Source organism: Micromonospora chalcea, assembly GCF_002926165.1.
Classification (GTDB): domain Bacteria; phylum Actinomycetota; class Actinomycetes; order Mycobacteriales; family Micromonosporaceae; genus Micromonospora; species Micromonospora chalcea.
This window is the reverse complement of the sequence record NZ_MAGP01000024.1, coordinates 48,789-75,229: the sequence shown is the minus strand read 5'-3', so window position 1 is coordinate 75,229 and position 26,441 is coordinate 48,789. Positions and strand designations below refer to the sequence as shown.

The window sequence follows — 26,441 nt, the reverse complement described above, 5'->3', positions numbered from 1 at the left end:
GCCCTCAGTCGGCCCGGGCCAGGGTCACCCCGAACAGCCCGCCCGGGTCGGTCCAGAACGCCTGCCGGGTGAACCCGGCGGCGGTCAGCTCGGCCGCGATCCCCTCCGGCCGGAACTTGGCCGACACCTCGGTGCGCAGCTCCTCGCCGGCGGCGAACACGACGTCGGTGTCCAGCACCCGCACCGTTGTCGGGCGCTCGGCGCGCAGCCGCATCTCGATCCACTCCCGCTCCGGGTCCCAGACCGCCACGTGCCGGAACGCCTCGACGTCGAAGTCCGCGCCCAGCTCCCGGTTGATCACCCGGAGCACGTTGCGGTTGAACTCGGCGGTCACGCCGGCCGCGTCGTCGTACGCGGGCACGATCACCGCCGGGTCCTTCACCAGGTCGGTGCCGATCAGCAGCCAGTCGCCGGTCTCCAGCGCCGCGCGCATCGCCGTGAGGAACCCGGACCGCTCCGCCGGCAGCAGGTTGCCGATCGTGCCGCCGAGGAACGCGACCAGGCGCCGGCCGCCGGTGGGCAGCCGGTCCAGGTGGCGGGTGAAGTCACCGACGATCCCCCGCACCCGCAGCCCCGGGTACGCGGCGGCGATCTGCTCGGTGGAGGAGCGCAACGCGCTCACCGACACGTCCAGCGGAACGAACGTGCCCAGGTCGCCGTGCCGGGTGAAGGCGTCCAGCAGCAGGCGGGTCTTCTCCGACGAGCCCGACCCCAGCTCGATCAGCGTCTTCGCGCCGGTCAGGGTGGCCACGTCGTCGGCGTGCGCGGCGAGCACGGCCCGCTCGGCCCGGGTCGGGTAGTACTCCGGCAGGCGGGTGATCTCCTCGAACAGCTCGCTGCCCCGGGCGTCGTAGAACCACTTCGGCGGCAGCCACTTCGGCGTCGCGGCCAGCCCCACCCGTACGTCCTCCCGCAACCCACGGTCGAGGTCCCGCTCCTCCAGGTGGATCTCCAGCGGCTCCGCGCTCATCAGGTGTCCTCTCTGTCCTGCCGGTGATGGGAAAAGGTCAGGCGGCGGTCAGCTCCCGCACGTCGAACCGGCCCGTGGACGCCACCACGAGCCGGCCGTCCGGCACCGCCTGCCAGGCCGGGTCGTCGTCGAACGGTTCGGAGGCCAGCAGCACCGAGTCCGGCCCGCGACGCGCCGACAGCGCGTGGCCGCCAGTGCTCGCCACCACCGTCGTAGCGTCGGTGAGCAGCAGGTTCAGCCGTGAGCCGGGAGCGGCGGCGGCGACCGCCGCGACCGTGTCCGCGACCGCCTCGTCCGGCGGCGCCCCGGCGCGCAGCCGGTGCCGGACCAGCGCCCACAGCAGCGCCGAGTCGGTCGGCACGTCGAGCGTGACCAGGTCGCGCACGGGCAGGCCCGCGGCGAGCGGGACCAGGCTGTCCGGCCAGCCCCGCACCACGCCGTTGTGGCTGAACAACCAGCGGCCCTCGGCGAACGGCGCCGCCGCCGTCTCGTGCAGCGGCATGCCGACGGTGGCGGACCGGACCGCCGCCAGCACCGCCCGCGCCCGCGTCACGGCGGCCAGCTCCGGCAGCGTGGTGTCGCTCCACATCGGCTGGGCCCGCCGGTACCGGACCGGGTCGCCGTCGTCCGGGTACCAGGCGACGCCGAAGCCGTCGGCGTTTATGGTGCCGCCGCCGCGCATGTCACGCGGCGCCCACGACTGGCGCAACAGGCCGTACGGCGGGTCGAACAGCAGGCTGCCCAGGAGCACGGGTGGACCGAGGTACGCGAGGTGACGGCACATCGGGCCGGCTCACTCCTCCGGTCCGGCGTCACGGGCGCAGCGGAAACCGCTGAAGATCTGCCGCCGGATCGGGTAGTCCCAGTTGCGGAACGTGCCCCGGCAGGCGGACCGGTCGGTGCCGAACGAGCCGCCCCGCAGCACCCTGTGGTCGTCGCCGAAGAAGACCTCCGAGTACTCCCGGTACGGGAACGCGGTGAAGCCCGGGTGCCCGCGGAACGGCGACGAGGTCCACTCCCACACATCGCCGACGAGCTGGTGCACGCCCAGCGGCGACGCGCCCGCCGGGTACGCGCCCACCGGCGCCGGCCACAGGTGCCGCTGGCCCAGGTTGGCGTGCTCGGCGCCCGGATCCTCGTCGCCCCACGGGTAGCGGCGGGACCGGCCGGACGCCGGGTCCCAGCGGGCCGCCTTCTCCCACTCCGCCTCGGTGGGCAGCCGCTTGCCGGCCCACGCCGCGTACGCCTGCGCCTCGTACCAGCAGACGTGCACCACCGGCTCGTCGTCGCGGACCGCCGACCAGCGGCCGAACCGGCGGTACGCCCAGCCGTCGCCGTCGCGCCGCCAGTGCATCGGCGCGCTCAGCTCCGCCTCGATCCGGTGCCGCCAGCCGGCCTCGCTCCACCAGCGCGGCTCGTCGTATCCGCCGTCGGCGATGAACGCGCGGTACTGCCCGTTCGTGACCGGCGCGGCGTCGATGAGGTACGCGGGCAGGTCGACGGTGTGCGCCGGACGCTCGTTGTCCAGTGCCCACGGGTCGGTGGAGGTGCCCATCGTGAACGGCCCGGCCGGCACCCGTACCTCCCCGCCGACCCGGGCCCGGGGCTCCGGCGGTGGCGGCGCGTCCAGCACCGGGGCGCCGGCGCGCAGCTGGTGGGTGGCGAGCATGGTCTCGTCGTGCTGCTGCTCGTGCTGCACGATCATGCCGAACGCGAACCCGTCGGCGACCAGGGGACGCTCGGTGAAGCGGATGCCGTCGAGCAGGTCGAACACCTTGTCGCGGACCGTACGCAGGTAGGCGCGCGCCTCGGCCGGCGGCAGCAGCGGCAGCGCCGGGCGGTCCTTGCGGGGCTGCTTGAACGCGTCGTAGAGGTCGTCGATGTCGTGGCGCACCGGTTCGCGGCCGCCGACGTCGCGGACCAGCCACAGCTCCTCCTGGTTGCCGACGTGCGCCAGGTCCCAGACCAGCGGCGACATCAGCGTGGAGTGCTGCCGGACCAGGTCGTCGTCGTCCACCGCGTCGGTGAGCGCCGCGGTGCGGGCGCGGGTCCGCTCCAGCTCCGCGGCGATCCGGTCGCGCAGTCGTTCGGCGTCAGTGCCCGGTCGCTCGGTCGTGGTCACCGGTGTCCCCTCTCCGCGGCGGCACGTCGCCGCCGGATCTCTCGGTGGGTCTCCTCGTGGATGGCGGGCGGCAGATCGAGGCGGGGCAGGGCCGTCAGGGCCAGGTCGAACAGCGCCGCCGCGGCGGTCGCCAGCGGGCGCTCGGCCAGTCCGCACCGGGCCGCCGCGCGCCACCGGTCGGCGACCGGCGCGGCCGCCGCCAGCGCGTCCCGGGTGGTCGCCGGGTCGGCGAAGAGCGCGGCCAGGACCGTCAGCGGCACGGTCCACGCCGCCCCGGGCTGTGCGTCCAGGTAGCGCAGCTCCAGGTAGCCGCGCGGGCGCACCGGCGGGAACAGCGTGCTGACGTGGTACTCCAGGTCGTCGGTGGTGGGCGGCCGGGGCAGCGCGCCGGCAAGCCAGTCGGCGAACGTGACGCCCGGCGGCGCGGTCCAGTCCGGGCCGTCGCCGCGTACGCAGAGCAGCGGCGCGGCGAGCGCGTACCCGGTCCAGGCGGCCACCGGATCCTCGTCGGCGCGTTCGGGCGACCACACCGGGCGGGTCCGGGCCGGGTCGATGGCCAGCCAGGTGGCCATCCGGGCGGAGGCCCAGCCGGTGGCCCGGCCCGCGTGCCGGTCGGCGGCGGGGAAGGCGGCCAGCAGCGGCGGGCCGACGGCGTGCGCGGCGGCCCACCGCTGCGCGAGGTGCTCCGGCTCGCCCGCGTCGAGGCAGACCTGCAGGCCCGCCGTGCTGTACATCATCGCCCGCCCCGCCGGGCCGCGCCGGTCGAAGGCGCACCGCATGGCCCGGTAGCGGGGGGTTTCCACGACGGGTCGCGGCAGCCGCCAGGGGTCGATCCCGCTACGGCCGAGCACCAGCCCGGCGGCGTCCAACCGGGCCCGTAGCTCGGCGACGTCGGCCTCGGTGGCCAGGACGAGCGCGCCGACAGTCGGTCGCGGCGCGGCGGAGATCTCCACCTGCCCGCCGGGCTCCACGGTCACGGCGCTCGCGCGCCGGAGCTCGTCGGCCGGGCTGGTGGGGTCGAGCGTCACGGGGCTGTGCCGCCCCAGCGCCCTGCGTAGTCGCTCGCGGTCGACCGGCCGGGCCGGGTCCGCGGCGTCGTGCACGGTCCATTCCAGTTCGACGCCGACGAGCGTGGGTGGTCCGGTCTTGAAGCAGATCCGGGCGAGATGGCCCCGGGCCGCCTGCTCGTCGCCCAGGACGACGGCGCGGTCCAGGTCCGGCGACATCACCATGGGGCGGCTCCTCCTCGGCGACGGACGACCACGGTGTCGCGACGCGCCCGGCCCGTTCGGCGCGGGACGCCGTCACACCATCCTCTGTCTAGCAGACGTGATCCGCTTGCCCGGAGAGATGAATTTTTGTCCGGAATCTGATTGCGCCCCCGCGCTCAGTCGTCCTCGTCCTGGTCGTCGTCTTCGGCTGGCGGGGTCCCCGAAGGCTTTCCCACCAGATGCCGGCAGTAGCTCTCCACGTGCTCGGGGCCGCCGGCGGCGGCCACCAGGTCGGCGAAGCCGGGCCTGGTCAGCGCCTTCTCCCGCTGCCGCTCCGACTTGACCAGGTAGGCGCGGCAGTGGGCGACGATCCGGTTGTTCCCCGGCGGGGGCGCGGGCGGCGCGGCCGGGACGCTCGGCGTCGACGTCGGCGTCACGTCGCGGGCCGGCCGGGACGCCGCGCCCGACGCCTCGCCGGCCGGTGTGCTCGGCGCCGGCCGCGACGGCCCGGTGGCGGTGGGGCCGGTGACGCCCGGGCCACTGGTGGCCGGCGCCGGCGGGATCACCGGGTCCGGGTGGCGGTCCAGGCGTACGGCGGCGAAGGCCACCCCGGCGACCGCGGTGGCGGCCAGCCCGGACAGCGCGGCGGCGATCCGCAGGCGCCGGCGCGGCCGGACCGCGGGCACGGGCCCCGGCGCGGGCGCGGCGCGGGCGGCCCGGAAGGCGGCGACCGCCCGGTCCTCGCCGGCGATCTCACCGGCGGTGGCCGGGCCGGCCGCGGCCGACAGCAGCCGGGTCAGCGGGTCGGTCTGCGGCCCCGGTGGCGACCCGGCGCGCGCGGCGTCGAGCAGACGATCGGATTCCGCCCGGTCGGCGGGCCCGCCGGACCGGCGAGGGTGCATGCCGTCTCTCCTCACGTCAGCCCTCCGCCGGCTCGGCCTCGGGCGCGTGCGGCACCTGGCGGTCGGTACGGGGACGCGGCGCGAGGGCGCCCCGGGAGTCGTCCGGGGCAGTGTCCGCCGCCGAGCGCTCCAGCATGGCAGCCAGCCGGCGAAGGCCCCGGTGCGCCGCGGTGCGCACGGCTCCGGCCCGCCGTCCCAGCACCCGCCCGGCGGTCTCCGCGTCGAGGCCGATGACGGCCCGCAGCATCACCGCCTCCGCCTCGGCCGGTGGCAGCGTACGGATCAGGGCCAGCGCGCTCTCGGTGGCGATGGCCTCGCCGGCCCGGTCGGCGGTGTCCGCGTCGGCGGCCAGGTCGTTGAGCGCCTGCACCGGCACCGGTACCGACGGACGCCGCCGCCGCCGGCGCAGATGGTCCATGGCCCGGTTGCGGGCGATCGTGACCGCCCAGGCGCGGAACTCGCCACCGGTGAAGGAGGGCAGGTCGCGGGAGATCTGGAGCCATGCCTCGGAGGCCACGTCCTCGGCGTCGGCGCCGACGAGAGCGGTCAGGTAGCGCAGCAGGGCGGGCTGCAGGCTGCGGTAGAGGAACCGGAACGCCTCCTCGTCGCCGGCCTGCGCCGCGGCGACCGCCTCGTTCAACTCGGCCGTCACGGTCGCCGTCCGGACCGGGTCGCGGCCGGGCGCCGGACACGCCGGGGAGCCAGTGGCCACACCGCCATCCGCACCCCGCCCCCCGGTGAGTTGATCTGACACTCGCACACGGGTGCGATGAGCCATGGACACTGCCGCGCGGCACGGGCGTCGGCGGACATACGGTACCGACGGCTCGGGGCGGCCGGGAGCCGGGCCGACGCCTGGGAACGCGGGGCGCTCCGGCAAGACGTCAGGGCCGGAGGAAGAGAGAGAAATGTCTACGCCCGTCACCGGCGTGTCGAGGTAACGCAACGTACGGAATCGACGCTCCCCGGCGCAACCGATCGTGCCGGGCCCCGCGGGCGGACAGCGACGTGCTGTCACATTCTGGCCGATCGTGCCGGTCCCGTCACGGTGCGCCGATCAGCGTCCCGGCTGCTGGAACGCCCCGCTGAAGGCTTTCGATCCCGTGCCGAGATCGCGGGAAATACTTCGCGCCCGCTGTGGGTACGGTATGGGGGTGCTGTCCTCAGACGTCGTACTCAGCGGTCGGTACCGCCTGGAAGACCGTGTCGCCACCGGCGGCATGGGCGACGTCTGGCGTGCCACCGACCTGGTCCTCGGTCGTCCGGTCGCGGTGAAGGTGCTTCTTCCCGCCCTGGTGTCCGACCCCGACTTCATCGCCCGTTTCCGTTCCGAGGCGCGGATCATGGCCTCGCTGCGCCACCCCGGCGTGGTCCAGGTCTTCGACTGCGGCGAGGACGAGCTGCCCAGCGGCGGCCGGGCCGACTACCTGGTGATGGAGTTCGTCGCCGGTGAGCCGCTGTCGCGGCGGATCGAGGACGCGGGGTGCCTCGAGGTCGCCGAGACCATGTCGATCGTGACCCAGGTGGCGCAGGCGCTGCACGCGGCGCACGGGCGCGGCATCGTGCACCGCGACGTGAAGCCGAGCAATCTGCTGGTGCAGGACGACGGCACCGTGGTGCTCGTCGACTTCGGGGTGGCCCGCTCGACCAACGTCACGAGCATCACCAGCACCAACGCGGTGCCCGGCACCGCCCTCTACATGGCGCCGGAGCAGGCCGCCGGCCGGCCGGTCTCGGGCGCCACCGACGTGTACGCGCTCGGCGCGGTCGCGTACTGCTGCCTCACCGGCAGCCCGCCGTTCACCGGTGACAACCCGCTGCAGGTGGCCGTACGCCATCTCGACGACGAGCCGCCGGAGCTGCCGGCGGAGATCCCGGCGTCGGTGCGCGAGCTGGTGTCCCGGGCGCTGGCCAAGGACCCGGCCGACCGCTACCCGAGCGCCGCGGCGATGGCCGACGCGGCGCGAGCCGCCCGTACCGACTCGCCGACCGCGACGATGGCGCTGCGCGGCGCGGCGGGCCCGGCGCGGTCCCGCGACGACCAGCCGGCGGTCCGGCCGGGCGCCGCGGTGGCGACGTCGCGGCGGCGGGGCCGGCGCGGCACGCTCGTCGGGGCGCTGGGCGCGGTGCTGGTGGCGATGGGCGCGCTGGGCGCGCTGGTGGCCGCCGCGAACGACACCGCCGAACCCGCCACGAAGATCGACAAGACGGCGCCCGCGGTGGCGCCGAGCGACCCGGCCGCGGAGCCGGTAGTCGACGAGCCGACGGCCGGCGACGACTACACCTACCGGCCGGTCGGCCCGGGCGGCCGGCCGTCGGCCACGCCGTCGGTGACGCCGAGCGCCTCGACGGTCCCGTCGGCGCAGCCGAGCGTCAGCGAGGAGCCGGCGCCCACCGGCGCGCCGACCACCACGCCGCCCAGCACGCCGGCGACGACGGCGCCCACCACTACGCCGGCACCCGAACCGACCACCGCCGACCCCGGCACCGGCGGTGACACCGGCGGGCAGCCGGCCACCCAACCCTGACCCACGACGAGCCGGCCCCGCCCGCGGCGGAGCCGGCTCCTCGTCGTGTCCGGGCGGTGGTGCTCAGTCCGCGCCGAGCGACGCCACCACCGGCCGGGACAGCGCCCGGCGGGCCGGCAGGACCGAGGCGAGCAGCGCGGCCACCACCGCCACCGCGACGATCAGCCCGATCCGCGCCCAGGGCAGGACGAGCGTGAAGTCCCCGCCGATGCGGGCCACCACTGCCATCGCCCCGGCGGCCGCCCCGGCGCCGAGCGCGATGCCGAGCAGCGTGCCGACGAGCGCGGTGAGCACCGCCTCGACCGCCAGCACACCCCGCATCCCGGCCCGGCTCAGTCCGACCGCGCGCAGCACCGCCGTCTCCCGGGTGCGTTCCACCACGGACAGGCTGAGCGTGTTGGCGACCCCCACGAGCGAGATCACCACGGCGAGGCCGAGCAGCGCGGTGACGAACCCCAGCACCAGGTCGACGGTGCCGGTGAGCATCTTCTTGTACGCGGCCTGGTCCATCACGTTCACCGTCGGGTAGCGCGCCAGCACCGACTCGACAGCGGTCCGGGCCTCGTCGACGCTCACCCCGGCGGCCGGATCCACCTCGGCCAGGTAACCGCGCACGGTCGGGAACATGGCGGTGAAGTCGGCGTCCAGCACGTCCACCAGGTGACCGGGGGGCACCGGGCTCCCGGCCAGGATTGGCTCCTCGTCGGCCACCACCGCGGCGACCCGGAACGGCCGCCCGGCGAGCGTGATCGTGGAACCGGCCGTCCAGCCCCTGGTCGCGGCCAGCTCGCGGTGCACCAGCACCGCTCCCGGCCCCAGGCCGGCCGGGTCACCGGCGTCCACCGCGGACAGCGTGCGCCGGACCAGCGCCGGGTGCGCGGCCCGCAGCTGCACGTCGCCGACCACCCGGCTGCGCTGCTCGTGCACCACACCCAGCTCCGGGCGGGCGGCCAGTTCGCCGGCAACGGTGGCCGGCAGGTCCCCGCCGATGCCGGTGACCAGGAAGTCCACGCCGATCCGGGCGTCCACCGCGCGTTCGATGCCGGACTTGACGCTCGCCGCGCCGACCACGAAGGCGGAGACCAGCCCGATGCCGATGACCATGGCCGTCGCGGTGGCGGCGACCCGGCGCGGGTTGCGCACCGCGTTCGACACGGCCAGCCCGCCGGTGGCGCCGAACGCCGCGCGGAACGGCCCGCCGAGCACCCGTACCAGCGCCGGCACCAGCACCGGGCCGAACGCCACGATGCCGCCGAAGGCCAGCAACCCGCCGGCCGCGACCAGCACCACCTGGCCGGTGGCGCCGGCGCCGGCCAGCGCCGCCACACCGGCGGCGAGCGCCAGCGCGCCGACCGCCAGCCGGATCCGCCCGGCCGGACGGACCGGGTTGACCGCCGCGTCGGTGAGCGCGGCCACCGGGGCGACCCGGGTGCCCTGCCAGGCCGGCAGCGCCGCCGACGCCACGGTGAGCAGCGTCCCCAGCCCCAGCGACAGCAGCAGCGTACGCGGGGTCAGGGTGAGCCCGCCGCCCAGCGGCGCGCCGGTGCCGGCGAGCAGCACGCCGAGGCCGCCGGCCACCGCCGCGCCGGCCAGCACCCCCACGACGGAGGCGAGCAGGCCGGTCACCGCCGCCTCGGACAGCGTGGCCCGGTAGATCTGCCCCCGGGTGGCGCCGACCAGCCGCAGCAGCGCGGTACGCCGGGAGCGCTGGGCGAGCACGATGGCGAAGGTGTTGGCGATCACGAAGCCGGCCACCACCACCGCGACGGCGGCGAACGTGCCCAGCAGCATGCCGAACTGCCGCAGGTCGCGTACCGCGTCGTCGACGGCCGCGTCGAGGATGGCGTCGCGGTCCCGGACCGTCACGTCCGGTCCCACCACGGCGCGGATCCGGTCGGCCAGCGCCGCCGTGTCCACCCCGGGACGGGCCGCCACCATGATCCGGCCGTAGCCCTTCTCGCCGCTGACGGCCAGCGCGTCCGGGCCGGTCAGCCCGATGTAGGGGCCGCCGACGTCGCGGGAGCTGCCGTCCACGTCGACGGCGCCGACAAGCGTGTACGGCCGGGCCGCGCCGTCGCGTCCGCCGATCGACACCGGGCCGCCGACGGTGAAGCGCTGCTCGGCGACGGTCTCGTCGTCGAGCACCACCTCGCCGGGGCGCTGCGGCAGCCGCCCGGCCACCACGTCGTAGGACTGCAGGGCCGCCTCGGTGGGGATCGCGGCGAGCACCGCGTAGCCGAGCACGGGACGGCCGTCGGCGCCCACCACCCCGGCGGAGCCGGTCAGCTCCCCCGCGGCGGCGGCCACCCCGTCGAGGGCGCGTACCCGGTCCACGAGCTCCGGGGGCAGCGGGTCGCTCTCCGCGTACGCGGCCAGGTCGGTGTGTCTGTCGAACTCACCGGCGCGCTCGTACGCCCCGGCGCGCATCCCGTCGGTGAACATCAGCGTGCCGGCGACGAACGCGACGCCGAGCACGATCGCCAGCGAGGACAGCAGCAGGCGCAGGCCGTCGGCGCGGACCTGGCGCAGGGTCAGCCGCAGCATCCCGCTCACCGCCCTGCCGGCGCGACGGCCGGGTCGAGCCGGCTGAGCGCGTCCCGGACCGCGCCGACCGTGGGCGCGTGCAGCTCGTCGACCAGCCGGCCGTCGGCGAGGAAGACCACCCGGTCGGCGTACGCGGCGGCGGCCGGGTCGTGGGTGACCATGACGACGGTCTGACCGAGCATGTCCACCGCCTCGCGCAGCAGCCGCAGCACCTCGGCGCCGGAGCGCGAGTCGAGGTTGCCGGTCGGCTCGTCGGCGAAGATCACCCAGGGTCGGGTGATCAGCGCGCGGGCCACCGCGACGCGCTGCTGCTGCCCGCCGGACAGCTCCGCCGGGCGGTGCCCGAGGCGGTCGGTCAGGCCCACCGCCGCCACCACCTGCCCCAGCCACGCCGGGTCCGGGCGACGGCCGGCGATCGCCAGCGGCAGGACGATGTTCTCCTGCGCGGTGAGCGTGGGCAGCAGGTTGAACTTCTGGAAGACGAAGCCGATCCGGTCCCGGCGCAGCCGGGTGAGCCGCCGGTCGTCCAGGCGCGTCAGGTCGGCGTCACCGATGTGTACCGCCCCGGCGGTCGGCCGGTCGAGGCCGGCGAGGCAGTGCAGCAGAGTGGACTTGCCGGAGCCGGACGGGCCCATGACGGCGGTGAACCGGGCGGCGGCCAGGTCGAGGTCGACGCCGTCGAGCGCGACGACCCGGGACTGCCCGGCGCCGTACTCCATGCGCAGCGCGCGGGCGGCGAGGGTGACGCCGGTGGTCGGTGGTGCGGACACTGAGGTGCTCCTGTCGGACACGGTCTCTCTGACAGTTCCGACGCTAGGGGCGGCACCACCTGGTTGATCTCCACCTGCGCGCTCGACCTCGATGCGACGGAGGTCGTCCCCCACCGGGGAAACCCGTACGACCTGAGGCGTACGCCGGGTCAGCCGCCGGGCGTGATCAGGCCGCTCTCGTACGCCAGGACGACCGCCTGGACCCGGTCGCGCAGTTGGAGCTTGGCCAGGATGCGGCCGACGTGGGTCTTCACCGTCGCCTCCGCGACGTGCACCCGGGCGGCGATCTCGGCGTTGGAGAGCCCCTGCGCCACCAGCAGCAGCACCTCCCGTTCCCGCTCGGTGAGCTGGGCCAGCCGGGGATCGGCGGCCGGCGCGGGGCCGAGCTGCCCGGCGAACCGGTCGAGCAGCCGCCGGGTGATCGACGGGGCCACCACCGAGTCGCCCTGGGCGACCACCCGGATCGCGGCCATGAGCTCCTCCGGCGGCACGTTCTTGAGCAGGAACCCGCTCGCCCCGGCGCGCAGCGCGGCGAACGCGTCGGCCTCCGTGTCGAACGTGGTCAGCGCCAGCACGCGGGGGCGCCCGTCGTCGCGCCGGGCGCAGATCCGCCGGGTCGCCTCCACCCCGTCCATGGTCGGCATGCGCAGGTCCATCACCACCACGTCGACGGCGACCCGGTCCAGCACCCGCAGCGCGTCCGCGCCGTCGATGGCCTCGGCGACCACCGCCAGGTCGGGCTGGGAGTCGAGCACCATCCGGAACCCGGCGCGTACCAGCGCCTGGTCGTCGACGATCATCACCCGTACCGTCACGCCGCCGCGCTCCCTTCCCCGGTGCCGGCCGCCGGGGCCAGCGGCAGCCGCGCCCGCACCCGCCAGCCACCGGCAAGTGTGGGTCCGGCGGCGAGGCTGCCGTCGTACACCCCGACCCGTTCCCGCATGCCGACCAGGCCGTGACCGCCGGACGGCGCCGGGCCGTCGACCGGACGGCCGCGCCCGTCGTCCACGGCGCGGATCACGACGGCGTCGGCGCTCCAGTCCAGCGTCAGCTCCACCGACGCGCCGACGCCCGCGTGCTTGAGCGTGTTGGTCAGGCTCTCCTGCACCACCCGGTAGACGGTCAGCTCCAGGCCGGGGGGCAGCGGCGGCGGCGCGCCGGCGCCGCCGCAGGCGACCCGCAGCCCGGCGGCGCGGAACCGGTCGAGCAACGCGGGCAGCTCCACCAGCGCGGGCCGGCGGTGCGCGGGCCCGTCCGCCGGGTCCGGCTGCGTCGCTGTGGGTTCCCGCAGTACGCCGACCAGCCGCCGCATCTCCTCCAGCGCCGCCCGGCCGGTGTCCGCCACCACCTTGGCCGCCTCGCGGGCGGTGGCCGGATCCCGGTCGAGCGTGAACCGCACCCCGTCCGCCTGCACGATCATCACGGCCATGCTGTGGGCGACCACGTCGTGCAGCTCGCGGGCGATCCGGGTGCGCTCCTCGGCGACCGCGGCCCGCGCCTGCGCCTCCCGTTCCCGTTCCAGCGTCGCGGCCCGGTCCTCCAGGCTGAGCACGTAGAGCCGACGGGTCCGCAGGTTCAGCCCGGCCAGCCAGACCGCGCCGACGATCAGGGCGTAGAAGAACGCGCCCATCCACCAGGGCCCGGCGCCGGGCGTCTGGAGCGCGGCGAGCACCCCGCCGAGCACGGCGACGACCCCGGCCACGATGCCGTCACGGAGCCGGTCGGCGTACTTGACCACGCTGTAGAGGGCGATCAGCACGGCGATGTCGTAGGCGAGCGGACCCCAGCCGGCGATCACCTGGACCAGCGCGAGCGCGGCCACCGCGACGGCGACCGCCGTCGGGTGGGCACGCCGGAAGAACACCGCCACCGCCGCCGCCAGCCCGACCGCGAACGCCGGTACGCCGATCTGGCCGGCGACGTACGCGGAGACGGCGAAGAACACGACCAGCCCGCAGACGGCGGTGTCGAAGGCGATGCCGCGCAGCGGACGGCCGAGGATGAGGCGAGCCACGATTCCCCAGCCTAGGCCCGCTCTCCCCACCTCTCCCCCGCCGGGGCGCGGGGGTCAGGAGGGCAGGAGGGCGCGCATGCGGGTGATCTCGGCGGACTGCTCGACGGCCACGCCGGTGGCGAACTCCTGCATGGCCTGGTCGGCGCCGACCTTCAGCAGGTCGGTGGACATCACGATCGCGCCCTGGTGGTGATCGGTCATCATCCGCACGAACATCCGGTCGAACGCCGCGCCCTTCGCGTCGGCGAGCTGCCGCATCGCCTCGGCGGACTGCATCCCGCGCATGCTGCCGTGGTCGTGCCCCGGCACGTCGGCGGGCAGGTCGCGGGTGCTGAGCCAGGCACGCAGCAGGCCGACCTCCGGCCCCTGGGCGGCGCGGATCCGCTCGGCCACGGCGCGGATGCGGGGGTCGGCGGCCCGGTCGGGGGCGAGCGTCGCCATCTCCAGCGCCTGCTCGTGGTGCGGGATCATCATCCGGACGTACCAGATGTCGAGGCTGTTGAACCGGGGTGTCGACGCTGCCCGCACCTGATCGGGCGCACGGGTGGCGGCCGACTCCCCCGGGCGGCCGGGAACCAGCAGCGGCGGCGCCGAGGTGGTGGCGCTCGGGCTCGGCGCGCCCGTCGCGGCGTTGCCCGCCGCCTCGGGCCGGGTGTCGTCGCGCTCGGCGAGCGCCAGCCCGCCGATCACCACAAGCATGACGAGCGCTGTGACGCCCACCCACACGCGCGCCTGCCGGCTGGTCATACGACGCCTCCTCCGGTCAAGGTGAAGGCGATCCTATACATAGATAAAAGTTCCCCAGTGTGACCCAGGTCACATTGATGACGGTCTCCGATCGGTAAGGTTTGGCGAATCATCATCCCCTTTCGAAGGGTGTTGCCGGTGATCAGCATCCGCACGTCCCGCACCCGCATCATCAGCCTCGCCGCCGCCGGCCTGCTGCTCGCCGGCGTGGTCGCCGCGCCGCCGAGCAGCGCCCAGGAGATCCCCCGCGCCCAGGCCGCGCCGGCCACCGTGGACAGCGCCGTCCCCGGTGTCGACGAGATCTCCAGCAGCCCCAACCTGCGGCAGGTGGCCAACCTGCCGAAGCAGGCGCCGTTCGACACCACCGCAGCCCTCGGCACCGACATCGCCTTCCAGGGGCGGTACGCGTTCGTCGGCAACTACGACGGGTTCGTCATCTACGACATCCTCCGGCCGAGCCGCCCGACGATCGTGTCGCAGGTGCTCTGCCCCGGCTCGCAGAACGACATCTCGGTCCACGGCGACCTGCTCTTCCTGTCCACCGACTCCTCCCGCAGCGACGACTCCTGCGCCAGCACCAGCCAGCCGGCGTCGGTGAAGGAGTCCTGGGAGGGCATCAAGATCTTCGACATCCGCGACAAGCGCAACCCGCGCTACATCAAGTCGGTCGAAACGGCGTGCGGCTCGCACACCCACACGCTCGTGCCCGGCAAGGACAAGCGCAACGTCTACCTGTACGTCTCGTCGTACAGCCCGCGCGCCGACTTCCCGGACTGCCAGCCGCCGCACGACTCCATCTCCATCGTCAAGGTGCCGGTGAAGAGCCCCACCACCGCCTCCGTGGTGGCCACGCCGAACCTGTTCCCGGACGGCGGCTACCCGGGCATCCCCGGCCAGTCGTCGGCCACCACCGGCTGCCACGACATCACCGCGTACCCGGCGAAGGACCTGGCCGCCGGCGCGTGCATGGGTGACGGCATCCTGCTGGACATCAAGGACCGTGAGGCGCCCCGGGTGATCGAGCGGGTGACCGACGCCGAGAACTTCGCGTTCTGGCACTCGGCCACTTTCAACAACTCCGGCACCAAGGTCGTCTTCACCGACGAGCTGGGCGGCGGCGGCGCGGCCACCTGCAACGAGGTGGTCGGCCCGAACCGTGGCGCGGACGCCATCTACGACATCACCGGCCGCGGCAACGCCCGCAAGCTGGAATTCCGCAGCTACTACAAGATCCCGCGCGTCAACGCCGACACCGAGAACTGCGTGGCCCACAACGGCTCACTGATCCCGGTGCCCGGCCGCGACATCATGGTGCAGGCGTGGTACCAGGGCGGCATCTCGGTGTGGGACTTCACCAACTCCCGCAAGCCGACCGAGATCGCCTACTGGGAGCGCGGTCCGCTGGACGCCACGCAGCTGCGTACCGGCGGGTCCTGGTCGGCGTACTGGTACAACGGCCACATCTACTCCAGCGACATCCAGAAGGGACTGGACGTGCTGGAGCTGCGTGACCCGCGTACCTGGCTGGCGCAGTTCCTGCTGGTTCCCGAGCTGAACGTGCAGACCCAGGCGGGCTACCTGAGCTGGTGACCCGCTGACCCGTCCCGGGCCCGGCGCTCCCCTCGCGGGGGCCGCCGGGCCCGGTGCGTTATCAGCGCCGACGACCTCGGCCGGAGCGGTCCACCCGGCCCGGATCAGCTCATCGGCAGGCGGTAGTCGCGGGTGCCGCCACCGGCCGTGACCACCCGCACCTCGCCGCTGCGCAGCCCGTACGTGACCGACCAGCGGGTGTGCGACTGGCGTACCGCGTTCAGCAGCCGCAGTGCCCCGGCCGTGTCGACCACCCCACCGGTGCGGTCCAGTTCCTTCGCCAGCACCCCGTACCTGCGGTCCTGGCGCAGTTCCCGGTCGGGCACACCGACGGCCGGCACGTTCGTCAGCGCCTGCCACGGGCCGCTGCGCCGGTCCACTGTCATCTTCCCGTCGACGAACTCCACCACCGCCGACGTGCCGGTCGCGTCGGCCAGCAGGTAGTGCAGCGGCGGCCCGCCGTCGAAGTCCAGGTTGTAGCGCTTGAACACGGCGACCGCCTCGTCCACGGTCGCGGCCGAGTCGAGCACCAGGCGCAGGATGCGCACCGAGCCCACCTTCGGCAGTCCCGGCACCGGCTCGGCGCGCGCCCCGTCGTCGGCGGCCAGCCCGACCGCGAGACCCCGCTCGTTCATGCCGTCGAACGGCAGCAGCGGCGCGTCCAGCAGCCGCCGGTCCCCCGTCGGGTCGGCGGCCACCCCCAGGTAGGAGATGTCGACCAGCGAGATCGAGGCGTAACCGTCCGGCGGGTCGGTGCGCAGCACCAGCGCGGGGTTCGGCTCCCAGTCGAAGTTGCGGGCGAACACCGGCCGCTCCCGGTCGCCGAGCGCGGCGAACAACGAGCAGCCGAACGGGCTCGGCGGCGTCGACCCGGCCAGCCCGGCGGTCGGGTCGTAGTCGCCGTCGTACGTCATCTCGTACATCGGCAGGTCGTCGATCTTGCGGAGGCTGGCCAGCGTCCGTTCGACCTGGCCCGGGTCCTGCCGCGAGGCGGTGGGCGAGCCGGCCGCGGCCGGCGGGTCGGACCGGCGGCTCTCCCCGCAGGCCGTGCCGAGCAGGAGCAACGCGAGCCCGCCGGCGATGAGGGTCCTCCGCATGACAGCGACGCTAGAAGAGGCGTCCGCCGATGTCCATCCGGGACCCGGTCAACTCCGCACCACAGCGAACATCCGCCACCGCGCCGGCGGTGACCGGACCTGGCATTCGGGTGCCGCGAGATTGCGCGCCGAGCGGGCACCCGCCGGCCGCGTCCCGCGCCGACAATGGCCGGATGGACGTCGACGACTACCGGACCCACTCCCCGTACAGCGATCCCCGCCACCACGCGGCGCTGCTCGACGCCGTGCCGGCTGACCTGCCCACCGTCGCGGCGACCGCCCGCAACGTGATCATCCACTACCGGGCCGGCGGGGTGGAGCTGCCGGACGTCCGCCGGGCCGAGGTGAATCTGCGCTGGCTGGACCGCATCCTCGACGCCGACCAGTCGCGGTTCCCGCTGCCGCTGACCGCCGAGCGCCCGGCCGCCGAGCGGGTCGCCGGGTGCTGCCGGGACCACACGCTGCTCACCGTCGCGGCGCTGCGCCAGCACGGCGTCCCGGCCCGCAGCCGGGTCGGGTTCGCGAGCTACTTCGTGCCCGGCTGGCACCACGACCATGTGCTCGCCGAGTGGTGGGACGGCGAGCGGTGGGTCTGGTCCGACCCCGAGCTGGACCCGGCCGGCGACCGGCCGTTCGACGGCTACGACATCGACCCGGAGGCCGGGCACTTCGAGTCGGCGGCCCGGGTGTGGCTGGCGTACCGGGCGGGCCGGGTCGACCCGGACAGCTACGGCGTGGACCCGTCGCTGCCGATCCGGGGCGACTGGTTCATCCACGACTACGTGCTGCTGGAGCTGGCCCACCGGCACAAGGACGAGGTGCTGCTCTGGGACGGTTTCGGGGCGATGACCGAGGACCTGACCGGCGCCGACCTCACGCTCGTCGACGAGGTCGCCGCGCTGCTGGTGGCCGCCGACCGCGGCGACGCCGCCGCCGGGCGGGAGCTGGCCCGGCGGTACGCCTCGGACGCCCGGCTGCGTCCGGGCCCGACGGTGCACTGCATGGACCCGGTCTCCGGCGTGGCCGCCGACGTGGACCTGCGGCGCTGACCCGGCGGCCTCCTACCGGGGCCACGCGGGCTCACCCGGGCAGGGGCGCCTCGTCGCCTCGGGTGCGGCGCGGGTTGACCAGCCGCCGGACCATCGGCGCGGCGTTCCACCGGGCCGCGCCGACCAGGTCCCGGGCGTGTTCCAGCACGGTGTAGTCGGGCCGGGCCATGCCCTCGGCGATGGCCCGGTCGAGGTCGTTGCCGCAGCGGGTGAGCACGCTGTCGAAGTCCCGGCGGACCGGTTCCAGCAGGTCGTAGCCGAAGGAGCGGTGCAGCCGGGCGAACAGCGGCTTGTAGAGGCGGGCCCGTTCGTGCAGCCCGGACGAGTACGACATCGGGTTCTTCGGCCGCTGCCGGACGTAGGCGGGCAGCAGGTCGGCGAAGGCCTGCCGGACGATCCACTTCTCCTGCCCGTCGCGCAGCTTGAGGTCCAGCGGCAGCCGCATGGCCAGCTCGACGACGCTGAGGTCGAGGAACGGCACCCGGGCCTCCACCCCGTGCGCCATGCTGGCCCGGTCCACCCGTTGCAGCTCGGTCCGGCACAGGTTGCGGATCTTGTGCAGGAACAGCCGGCGGGACCGCTCCGGCCCGACCTGGTGGTACATCGGATAGCCGCCGAACAGCTCGTCGGAGCCGTCGCCGGTGAGCACCACCCGTACGCCCAGCTCGCGCAGCCGCCGGAAGATCGGCACCGAGACGACAGCGTTGATGATGTCGCCGTACTCGGTCAGCTCGGAGACCCGGATCGCCTCACGTACGTCGGCCAGCCGGATGTCGCGGGGGCGCAGCTCGATCACCTCGTGCGGCACGCCGAGGTCGGCGGCGAGCCGCCGGGCGTACGCGACGTCGGGGCTCTCCGGCACGCCGATGGTGACCGCCACGCAGTCCGGGTGCAGTTCGCGGGCGTGCAGCAGCGCCAGCGAGCTGTCCAGGCCGCCGGAGAGCAGCACGCCGACGGTGAGGTCGGTGTCCAGCCGGGCCCGCATCGCGTCGGTGAGCGCGACGCGGACCAGCAGGGCCGCCTCGTCCGGGTCGTCGATCACCGGCAGGCCGTCGCCGAGGGTGAGCAGGTCGACGTGCGGGCGCGGCCGGACCGGTTCGCCGGGCTCGACCCAGCCGTGGTGCCCGGGCGCCACCTCGCCGATCGGCGCGCCGTGCCCGACGAGCGCCTTGACCTCGGAGGCGAGGTGCAGGCAGCCGGGCAGGCGGGACCAGTACAGCGGCTTGACCCCGAGCGGGTCCCGGGCCAGGTACGCCCGCCCGCTGTCCCGCTCGACGATCACGAACGCGTACTCCCCACGCAGCCGGCGTACCGCGTTCTCGCCCCACTGGCGGAACGCGGTCAGCACGACCTCGGTGTCGCCGGTGGTGCGGAACTCGTGCCCGAGCCGGGTCAGCTCGGCGCGCAGCTCGTGGTGGTTGAAGATCTCGCCGTTGTAGCAGAGCAGGTGCCGCTCGTCCGGCGACATCCACGGCTGGACGGACCGTTCCCGGTCCACGATCTTCAGGCGCCGTACGCCGGCCAGGAGGCCGTTCTCCTGGCGGGTCTCGGTGACCTCACCACGCGACGCGAGCGCGGTGAGCATCCGGCGGAACGTGGCCGGGTCGGCCTCGGGGCCGATGCTCAGCGCGATGCCGCACACCGGGTCACACCCCCATCTCGGCCTCGTACGCCCGCCGGTAGCGGCGGCGGGCGTCCGGGGCGAGACACACGTGCCAGGCCTGTCCCTCGTCGACCACGTTCACCTCGCCGGCGTCCTGGCGGGCCAGGAGCAACCCGGCGAGGGCCGAACGGGCGCCGAAGCGCTCGTACCATTCCAGCTCGACATCGGCGGCCCAGCCGAGGCAGTGTCCGCTGGGCACCATCGCGGCGTACCCCAGGCGGCGCAGCCGGTACTGGTGCTCGGCGCTGCGGGCCAGGCTGGTCACCCAGAGCGGCGGCGTGCCGTCCGGCGCGACGGCCGCGAACTCCCGGGCCAGGTCGTTGAGGAACGCGATCATCTCGCGGCGGGCCCGGCGGAACAGCAGACCGGCGGTACGCGGGGTGGCGGCCGGAAGCAACCGGCGGCGCGCCGCGCGCAGGCCCCGGCCCACGACCGTGGCGGGCTGCTCCTGATAGCGGAACTCGATCAGCCCGCGCCGGCGCAGCCACTCCAGGTCGACGAGTTCGGCGCTGGTGCGGACCTGGTCGTCGGTGAGGAACGTCGGGGCGTCCCGCCACCAGAGCACGTCGACGCGGGAGAGCAGGTAGATCCGCACCAGCGCGGTAAGGTCCTGCGCCGAGCTGCGCGCGTTTGGCTGGTAGCGGGCCATCTCCAGCAGCAGCGTCTCCCGGGCCCCGATCAGCCCCTGGGGCGTGGCGTCGAGGACGGCGGCGATGGCGGGTTCGCGCAGCCGCTGGTCGAGCAGCACCTGGCGGGCGGTGGCCGACGGCGCGTCGGCGAGCGCGCCCACCTCGACCAGGAGGTCCGCCACCGCCGCCCGGTACGCGGACAGGTCCGGGACGGCGTCGCCGCGCCGGCCGGCTGCGGGCACCCGGCGGGCGGGAGCGGTGGGTACGGCGGCGGGACCGGGCTGGCGACCGGGGCTGCGGCTGGGCACTCGCATGGTCTCCGTCCCCTCTCGGTCAGGACACGGCGTGATTGGGCCTGCACACACCGTAAAGACCGGAGAAGGCGCGATTCCTCCCATCTCCCCCGAAGTGCCCGATCAGGTGGCGGACGGCGACACCAGGGCCTGCACCTCCTCGTATCCGGGCGGCGCCGGCAGGCCCGCGTCACACCCGGCGCCGATCGCGTCGGTCAGGTGCAGCGCGGCACCGAGCGCGGCCCGGAACAGCAGCGATCCGGTGTTGACCCGGGCCACGCCGAGCCGCCCGAGGGCTGCGAGGTCCGGGCCGCCCGGCCGGTACAGCACGTTCAGCGGCAACCCCGCCTCGGCGGCGAGCAGGCCGACCAGGTCGTCCGGCGCGCCGGGCACGAACAGGCAGTCGGCACCGGCGGCCCGGAACGCCGCCGCCCGCCGCCGTGCCTCGTCCAGCGGCGCCGGCACGCCCAGCCACCAGGCGTCGGTGCGGGCGTTGACGACCATCCGCGGCACCGCCGCGCGGACCGCAGCGATCACGGCGGCGACGTGGTCCGCCGGGGCCAGTCGCCCGTCCGGGCGCCCGTCCTCCAGGTTCACGCCGACCACCCCGAGCGCGGCCAGCTCGCCCACGAACCCGGCGACCTGCGCCGGGTCATCGTGGAAGCCGTCCTCGACGTCCACCGTCAGCAGCGCCGGCAGGTCCCGCAGCCGGTACGCCAGCTCCAGCGTCTCGGCGCGGGTCGCCCTGACGGCGTCCGGCCGCCCGGCGGCCGCCGCCACGCCCAGGCTGGTCGTACCGATCGCCTGATGGCCCCTGGCGGCGAGCGCCGCGGCGGAGGCGTGGTCCCAGGCGTTCGGCAGGAGCAGCGGTTCGCCGGGCCGGTGCAGGTCACGGAATGCGCGGTACCGGTCGGTCATCGGAGGATCACCTCGAGTGGGGTCGGCGGGACGTCAGGGGTAGGGCCGCCGGGACGGCAGCGGCGGCGCAGCACGCCGACCACGCCGGCGGCCAGGGCGAGCGCGTGCCGCTGCCCGGGGCAGCCGCGGGGGCCGGCGCCGAACGTCAGCGCGGCGTTCGCCCGGCCGGCGCGGAAACGGTCCGGCTCCGGAAAGACCGCCGGGTCGCGGTTGGCGGCGTCGAACCGCAGCAGCAGCCGCTCCCCCACGCGCACCGGCTGGCCGTCCAGGGTCAGCGGGTCGGCGGCGACCCGGCGGGTGACCCGTACCGGCGGGTCGAGGCGCAGCACCTCGGCGAGCAGCGCGTCGGTCTCGAGCCCGTCCGGCGCGTCGAGCCCGTGCCGGACGGCGGCCACGATCAGCCCGGCGGTGGCGTCGGCGGCCTGCACCAGCAGCCCGAGCCGGTTCGCTGTCACCTCGGCCGGAGCGGGCGGCGACATGGCCAGCAGCGCCGCCACCGCCCGGTCCGCCCGCCGCACCGCCGCCGGGCCGGCGCCCGGGTGGTAGGCGGCGGCCACCGCCGTCACCTCCGCGACGGCCGCCGCCGGGTCGGCCAGCCCGAGCCGCTCCGCCAGCACCACAAGGGGTACGCGCCGAGCCAGGTCACCGGTCACGTCCACCCGGTCGCCGCCGTTGTCCGCGCTCGCGGCGCGGTCGAGGATCCGCCCGGTCAGCCGTTCCGCGATCACGCGCAGTTCCCGTGGGTCGAGCGTGTCGAGCGCCGCCACCCCGACGGCTCGCCGCGCGGCATGCCGGTCCGGCGGGCTGAACCGGCTCACCGAGGCGCGCAGCCATGCCAGGCCGCCCTCCGGCGCCTCCTCGGCGGGCGGCACCACGCAGCGGGGATCGGTCAGGAGGGAGACGACGTCCGCGTACCGGGTGACCACCCAGCCGCCGTCGTCCGAGGTCGGCGGCCCGCAGGGCGGCGTGCCCGGAGCAGCCGTGATCGTCGGTGAATCCATCACCGGACCGTAGGGCGCCGACAGTTCGGCCCGGACCGAACGATCCGGCCGGGCACACCCGGCGGTCAGCCGCGGGCGGGACCGGTGCCGCGGGGCACGGGCGGGTCAGGCGCGCGCCGGGCCGGTGACCCGGGTGGCGGGCGCGGCCAGCAGCACCGGGTCGAGCCCGAGCGCCTCGGCCAGCGCGTCCCGCCCCGCCGGGGTGACCCGTACCGCCCGGCCGTTGCCGCGCGCGGTCCAGCCGAGGTCGAGGAAGCGCCCGCACAGCGCCGCCCCGACCGCGCCGGCCAGGTGCGGGCGCCGTTCGGTCCAGTCCAGGCAGTCGCGGACGAGCGGCCGCCGGGTGCCGCGCAGTGGTTCGACGGGTACGCCGAGACGGTCCAGCCAGCTCATGCCGGCCTCGGTCAGCGCGAGGCCGCCGGTGCGGTCGAGCACGCCACGGTCGAGCAGGGCGTCGTGCAGCAGCACGCCGAGCCGCCCGGCCAGGTGGTCGTAGCAGGTGCGCGCGTACGCCAGGGCGGCACCGGCCGACGCGGCGCGCAACGTGCGGGGCGGGGCCGCCGGTGCGGGCGCCCGCGCGGCCAGGTCCTCGACGAGCTGGGCGACGCCCGGGTCGGCGAGGCGGACGTACCGGTGGCGGCCCTGCCGCTCCTCGACCACCAGACCGCCCGCCACCAGCCGGGTGAGGTGGCCGCTCGCGGTGGACGCGGCCACCCCGGCGGCGCGGGCCAGCTCCCCGGCGGTCCAGGCGCGGCCGTCGAGCAGGGCCAGGCAGAAGCCGGCCCGGGTGGGGTCGGCGAGCAGCCGGGCGAACCCGGCGAGTCCGCGTCCGTCGGCACCGGTGGTCATCGGCCCATGCTGACACGGGCACGGTTCGGGCCGCGCCGAACGGTCCGGGGGTTGGGGTCAGATCGCGGTTCCGGGTGGGGACTTCAGGAGGGATGCCGCTTCGGCCGGGTAGCCGCCACGACCCGACCGCAGGGCGATGGCCGCCAGACGAATCAGGTCGATGTTGACGCCGGCAGCACCACTCGGGTCATGGACCTGCAGGCGCACCTCCACACTCACCGCCGTCTCGGCCCAGCCCTGCGCTTCGATGTTGAGGTGGGCGATCTTGTGGGATCGCAGGTGCGGCATGTACGCGAGGGGCGCCATCTGGACCTTGCCGGACGACCCCAGGGCGTTCAGCTTGGACTGCTTCTTGGTGTTCGGGTTCTCGACCAGGTTGCGGAAGTCTTCGGTCCCGCCCAGATTGACCTGGTAGGAGCTGCCCAGGGTGAGGCCGCGCTCCTCGATCAGCCGCAGTAGTGCGTGGTGCAGCACGGAGGTGCCGAACTGGCTGGCCAGGTCGTCGCCGAGCAACGGCACACGGGCTTCCTCGAAACGTGCCAGTAGTGACTCGTGCCTGGCCACCGGATCCGACGTGGTGTTCACGAACGCGACTCCCGCTGTCAGAGCCGCCTCGGCGTAAGCCCGAGCCGTGTCCGGCCGGCCGCTCGGAGCGGAGTAGAGCAGCACCTCCGCCCCTTCCAGCGCGTGCGCCACCCGTTCGACTTCCGTCGAGTCCACCAGGCCACGCCGCACCGTCACGCCGGCGGGCGGAAGTTCGGTGTCGAGGCGCGGGAAGTTGTTGGGCGGCATGAATATCGCCTCGTGGAGATCCTTGCCCACCTTTCGGTCGGACATGGCGAAAGCGGCGACGACGTCGATGTCGCTGACGCACAGTCCCGCGATCTCTGGCCGGTGGAGCCCTACCAGGCTGCCGGTGTTGCGGTAGAAGGCGATGCCCTGCACCAACGCCGACGTGTTGTTGCCCACACCGACGACCGCCAATCGAACACTGTCGATCATGGGGCGAAGAGTACCCGGATCTGCCCACGCCGGGGGTCCCGGTCAGCGGAACCGACGCCCACCAGCGCCGGGTATGACCTCTCGGTCAGCCGCCGGAACGCGGGCAGGCGGTGGTCAGCTCGCTGATCGTGCGGGTGTCGCCGTCGTAGCTGCGCGCCGCCACGAACGCCCCGGCCGGCGGGTGCGCCCCGGCGACCGCCCGGGCGCGCCGCCGGTCCGCCGCGCCGAACCGCAGCGCCAGGCTCAGGTGCGGCACCCACCGGCCGGGCTGGTGCCACGAGTGCCCGCCGGACGCCTCGGCCAGCACGTCCCAGACCGCGCCGTGCAGCGCGACGAGCTGCGGTGTCGGGCGGACCAGCCACACCAGTGGCGCGCTGCCGTCGAGCACCGCCACCCGGCCCAGCCGCACCGGCAGCGGCAGCGCCGCGTCACAGAGGTCGGCCAGTCGCTGCTCGGCGCCGGACGGGAACTCCTCGACGGAGGCGAGCGTCAGGTGCGGCCGGTTCGTCGGGTGCGTGTTGCGGGCCAGGCTGGGCAGCCCGGCAGCGGCGAGCCGGTCCCAGGCAGCGCGAACCGCCGCTTCCAGTTCGGATGAGCAGAGCAGTTCGACCGTCCGCACGTGATCAGGCTAGCCGCCGGCAGCGTGCCACGACGTCCCGTACCTCAGAGCCAGCCGGCCTCGCGGGCGAGCCGTACCGCTTCGGCCCGGTTCGCGGCGCCGAGCTTCTGCACGCAGGCGCTCAGGTGGTTGCGGACCGTCCCGGCGGCCAGGTGGGTACGCCGGGCGATCACCGCGACCGGGGTGCCCAGCTCAGCCAGGCGCAGCGTCTCCAGCTCGCGCGGCGTCAACGGGCACTCGGGCAGGGTGAGCGCGTCGGCCGCGAGCGCCGGATCGACGTACCGGGCGCCGGAGTGCACGCGGCGGATCACGTCGGCCAGCGCGCCGCCGGGAGCGCCCTTGGCGAGGAAGCCGCGCACTCCGGCGGCCAGCGCCGGCGGGAGCTGGGCGGGGCGGCCGTGTCCGGTGAGGATCACCGGGGCGCAGCCGGGCAGCGCCCGGGTCAGCTCGGCGGCGACCTCGACCCCGCCGGGCGCCGGCATCTCCAGGTCGAGCACCGCGACGTCCGGGCGGTGAGCCAGCGCCGCGTCCAGGGCTGCGCGCCCGTCGCCCGCGTGCGCCACCACCTCGATGTCCGGCTCCAGGTCGAGCAGCGCGGCGAGGGCGAGCCGGATCAGCTCCTCGTCGTCGGCCAGCAGCACCCGGATCATCGCGCCACCGGCACGGTCGCGACCAGGCTGAACACGCCGTCGGCGGCGTCCGCCCGGACCCGGCCGCCGACCGGGGCGAGCCGGTCGGACAGGCCGCGCAGGCCGCCGCTGAGCCGGTCCGGGCCGTCGCCGTCACGCACGCCGTCGTTGCGTACGGTCAGCGTCACCGCCGTGTCCTCCCGGGTGATCTCGATCCGGCACCAGCCGGCCCGGCTGTGCCGCAGCACGTTCGTCCCGGCTTCACGCAGCACGGCGGCCAGGTCGGCGGCGACCGGACCGGGCACGTCGCCGGACGGCGGGACCACAGTCGTGCGTACGCCGCTGGAGCGCAGCACCTCCCCCACCGCGGCGGCCTGCTCGGCCAGGTCGACGGCGCGGTAGCCGTGCACCGCCGCGCGTACCCGGGTCAGCGCCGTTGCGGCGAGCCGCCGCGCCTGCGCCGCCTCCCGGGCGGCCCGGTCCGGTTCGACCGGCGCCAGCCGCTCGGCCAGCTCGGCCTTCAGCGCGATCACCGTCAGGTCGTGGCCGAGCAGGTCGTGCACGTCCCGGGCGAAGCGCAGCCGTTCCTCGGCGGCGGCCAGCCGGGCCTGGGCGGCCTGCCCCTGCCGGGCCTCGACCAGCAGGTCCCAGAACCAGACCTGGACCCAGGTGAGCGCGGCTGTCCCGGCCCCCACCAGGCCGGTGACCAGCAGCGCCGTGGTCAGCGGGCCATCGGTCCACCAGGTGACGGCCGCGGACGCCGCGAGGACGCCGGCCGCCGCCACCGCCGCCACGACGGGCCGGAACAGCAGCGGCGTCATGCCGACCAGCGACGCGCCGAGCCACGCCCAGGTGGGCCAGGAGCCGGCCGCGACCGGGCCGAGCAGCGGCAGGCTGAGCAGCGCCGCCACGGTCAGCGCGGCGTGCCGGCGGCGGCGCGCCGGCACGGGCAGCCACGGCGTGACGGCGGCGTGCAGCACCGCGACCTGGGCGGCGGTGAACACGAGCAGCCCGGCGGCGCCGAGCGCGACGCGTACCGGGTCGGGTTCGCGGGCCAGTCCGACCGCTGGCAGCAGCACCGTCGTCCACACGTTCGTGGCCAGCGACAGCAGCGTGACCCGCCGGGCCCGGCGCAGCCGGTGGTCCGCCGGATCGACGCTCATGCCCGCTGATCCTAGGGCGTGCACCGGTCCGCCCACTCCTGAGAAACGTCACGGCCGGGCCGTGCGATCCGCACGGTTTCCCGATGACTGACGCGCCTTCTCCGGTGCGCCCGGCGACGGCAGGGTCGGGG

The 26,441-nt window shown here is 75.3% G+C and carries 24 protein-coding genes; 3 read left to right on the top strand and 21 right to left on the bottom strand.

Annotated features, from left to right (window positions below):
* Positions 1-4: 4 nt before the first annotated feature.
* The 6 genes from egtD to BAW75_RS03850 form a co-directional block, all read right to left on the bottom strand.
* Positions 5-970 (bottom strand): L-histidine N(alpha)-methyltransferase, encoded by a 966-nt coding sequence (gene egtD, locus BAW75_RS03875; protein ID WP_104112658.1) that lies wholly within the window; start codon positions 968-970, stop codon positions 5-7.
* A 37-nt stretch (positions 971-1,007) separates the two neighbouring features.
* A complete protein-coding gene (gene egtC / locus BAW75_RS03870) occupies positions 1,008-1,754 on the bottom strand; it encodes an ergothioneine biosynthesis protein EgtC (protein ID WP_104112657.1) in 747 nt (248 codons plus the stop codon).
* Positions 1,755-1,763: 9 nt separating this feature from the next.
* Positions 1,764-3,092 (bottom strand): ergothioneine biosynthesis protein EgtB, encoded by a 1,329-nt coding sequence (egtB, locus tag BAW75_RS03865; RefSeq protein ID WP_104112656.1) that lies wholly within the window; start codon positions 3,090-3,092, stop codon positions 1,764-1,766.
* Positions 3,089-4,324 carry an ergothioneine biosynthesis glutamate--cysteine ligase EgtA gene (gene egtA / locus BAW75_RS03860; protein ID WP_104112655.1) on the bottom strand — a complete coding sequence of 412 codons (1,236 nt, stop codon included), beginning with the start codon at positions 4,322-4,324 and terminating at the stop codon, positions 3,089-3,091. The genes egtB and egtA overlap by 4 nt, the downstream gene beginning before the upstream one ends.
* Before the next feature lie 155 nt (positions 4,325-4,479).
* The gene (locus tag BAW75_RS03855) at positions 4,480-5,205 is read right to left on the bottom strand and encodes a hypothetical protein (protein WP_104112654.1); all 726 of its coding nucleotides are present in this window, start codon (positions 5,203-5,205) and stop codon (positions 4,480-4,482) included.
* A 16-nt stretch (positions 5,206-5,221) separates the two neighbouring features.
* Positions 5,222-5,857 (bottom strand): RNA polymerase sigma factor, encoded by a 636-nt coding sequence (locus BAW75_RS03850; RefSeq protein ID WP_104112689.1) that lies wholly within the window; start codon positions 5,855-5,857, stop codon positions 5,222-5,224.
* Positions 5,858-6,353: 496 nt separating this feature from the next.
* Between BAW75_RS03850 and BAW75_RS03845 the strand changes: the two genes are divergently transcribed.
* Positions 6,354-7,733 (top strand): serine/threonine-protein kinase, encoded by a 1,380-nt coding sequence (locus BAW75_RS03845; protein ID WP_083297019.1) that lies wholly within the window; start codon positions 6,354-6,356, stop codon positions 7,731-7,733.
* 63 nt (positions 7,734-7,796) lie between these two features.
* Here the strand turns inward: BAW75_RS03845 and BAW75_RS03840 are convergent, their stop codons facing one another.
* From BAW75_RS03840 to BAW75_RS03820, 5 genes are all read right to left on the bottom strand, one after another.
* Positions 7,797-10,277, bottom strand: coding sequence for an ABC transporter permease (locus BAW75_RS03840; protein ID WP_104112653.1), 2,481 nt, complete (start codon positions 10,275-10,277; stop codon positions 7,797-7,799).
* A gap of 5 nt (positions 10,278-10,282) precedes the next feature.
* Positions 10,283-10,996: an ABC transporter ATP-binding protein gene (locus BAW75_RS03835; RefSeq protein WP_051611472.1), complete on the bottom strand. Its 714-nt coding sequence runs from the start codon at positions 10,994-10,996 to the stop codon at positions 10,283-10,285.
* Positions 10,997-11,196: 200 nt separating this feature from the next.
* On the bottom strand, positions 11,197-11,862 hold the full coding sequence (locus tag BAW75_RS03830) for a response regulator (protein WP_043323707.1): 666 nt from the start codon (positions 11,860-11,862) through the stop codon (positions 11,197-11,199).
* Positions 11,859-13,061 (bottom strand): sensor histidine kinase, encoded by a 1,203-nt coding sequence (locus tag BAW75_RS03825; protein ID WP_208635180.1) that lies wholly within the window; start codon positions 13,059-13,061, stop codon positions 11,859-11,861. The genes BAW75_RS03830 and BAW75_RS03825 overlap by 4 nt, the downstream gene beginning before the upstream one ends.
* A 54-nt stretch (positions 13,062-13,115) precedes the next feature.
* On the bottom strand, positions 13,116-13,808 hold the full coding sequence (locus tag BAW75_RS03820; RefSeq protein ID WP_104112652.1) for a DUF305 domain-containing protein: 693 nt from the start codon (positions 13,806-13,808) through the stop codon (positions 13,116-13,118).
* A gap of 147 nt (positions 13,809-13,955) precedes the next feature.
* On the opposite strand from BAW75_RS03820, the gene BAW75_RS03815 reads away from it, so the two are divergent.
* Positions 13,956-15,398 carry an LVIVD repeat-containing protein gene (locus tag BAW75_RS03815; protein ID WP_375336228.1) on the top strand — a complete coding sequence of 481 codons (1,443 nt, stop codon included), beginning with the start codon at positions 13,956-13,958 and terminating at the stop codon, positions 15,396-15,398.
* A gap of 104 nt (positions 15,399-15,502) precedes the next feature.
* On the opposite strand, the gene BAW75_RS03810 is transcribed toward BAW75_RS03815, so the two are convergent.
* On the bottom strand, positions 15,503-16,495 hold the full coding sequence (locus tag BAW75_RS03810; protein WP_104112650.1) for a carcinine hydrolase/isopenicillin-N N-acyltransferase family protein: 993 nt from the start codon (positions 16,493-16,495) through the stop codon (positions 15,503-15,505).
* Between the two features lie 173 nt (positions 16,496-16,668).
* Between BAW75_RS03810 and BAW75_RS03805 the strand changes: the two genes are divergently transcribed.
* Positions 16,669-17,544, top strand: coding sequence for a transglutaminase domain-containing protein (locus BAW75_RS03805; RefSeq protein ID WP_104112649.1), 876 nt, complete (start codon positions 16,669-16,671; stop codon positions 17,542-17,544).
* 31 nt (positions 17,545-17,575) lie between these two features.
* On the opposite strand, the gene BAW75_RS03800 is transcribed toward BAW75_RS03805, so the two are convergent.
* The 9 genes from BAW75_RS03800 to BAW75_RS03760 form a co-directional block, all read right to left on the bottom strand.
* On the bottom strand, positions 17,576-19,186 hold the full coding sequence (locus BAW75_RS03800) for an asparagine synthetase B family protein (protein ID WP_104112648.1): 1,611 nt from the start codon (positions 19,184-19,186) through the stop codon (positions 17,576-17,578).
* Positions 19,187-19,190: 4 nt separating this feature from the next.
* Complete coding sequence (locus BAW75_RS03795) at positions 19,191-20,150, bottom strand: hypothetical protein (RefSeq protein WP_104112647.1); 960 nt, start codon at positions 20,148-20,150, stop codon at positions 19,191-19,193.
* 102 nt (positions 20,151-20,252) lie between these two features.
* On the bottom strand, positions 20,253-21,047 hold the full coding sequence (locus BAW75_RS03790) for an isocitrate lyase/PEP mutase family protein (protein WP_104112646.1): 795 nt from the start codon (positions 21,045-21,047) through the stop codon (positions 20,253-20,255).
* Positions 21,044-22,048 carry a cytochrome P450 gene (locus tag BAW75_RS03785; protein ID WP_244206005.1) on the bottom strand — a complete coding sequence of 335 codons (1,005 nt, stop codon included), beginning with the start codon at positions 22,046-22,048 and terminating at the stop codon, positions 21,044-21,046. The genes BAW75_RS03790 and BAW75_RS03785 overlap by 4 nt, the downstream gene beginning before the upstream one ends.
* Positions 22,049-22,153: 105 nt before the next feature.
* A complete protein-coding gene (locus tag BAW75_RS03780; protein ID WP_104112644.1) occupies positions 22,154-22,897 on the bottom strand; it encodes an ArsR/SmtB family transcription factor in 744 nt (247 codons plus the stop codon).
* Between the two features lie 57 nt (positions 22,898-22,954).
* Positions 22,955-23,899, bottom strand: coding sequence for an inositol-3-phosphate synthase (locus BAW75_RS03775; RefSeq protein WP_104112643.1), 945 nt, complete (start codon positions 23,897-23,899; stop codon positions 22,955-22,957).
* An 85-nt stretch (positions 23,900-23,984) separates the two neighbouring features.
* Positions 23,985-24,518: a 2'-5' RNA ligase family protein gene (locus BAW75_RS03770; protein ID WP_104112642.1), complete on the bottom strand. Its 534-nt coding sequence runs from the start codon at positions 24,516-24,518 to the stop codon at positions 23,985-23,987.
* Between the two features lie 44 nt (positions 24,519-24,562).
* Positions 24,563-25,168, bottom strand: a complete 606-nt coding sequence (locus BAW75_RS03765) for a response regulator transcription factor (RefSeq protein ID WP_104112641.1) — start codon at positions 25,166-25,168, stop codon at positions 24,563-24,565.
* A complete protein-coding gene (locus BAW75_RS03760; RefSeq protein WP_104112640.1) occupies positions 25,165-26,310 on the bottom strand; it encodes a sensor histidine kinase in 1,146 nt (381 codons plus the stop codon). The genes BAW75_RS03765 and BAW75_RS03760 overlap by 4 nt, the downstream gene beginning before the upstream one ends.
* Between the last annotated feature and the right edge of the window lie 131 nt (positions 26,311-26,441).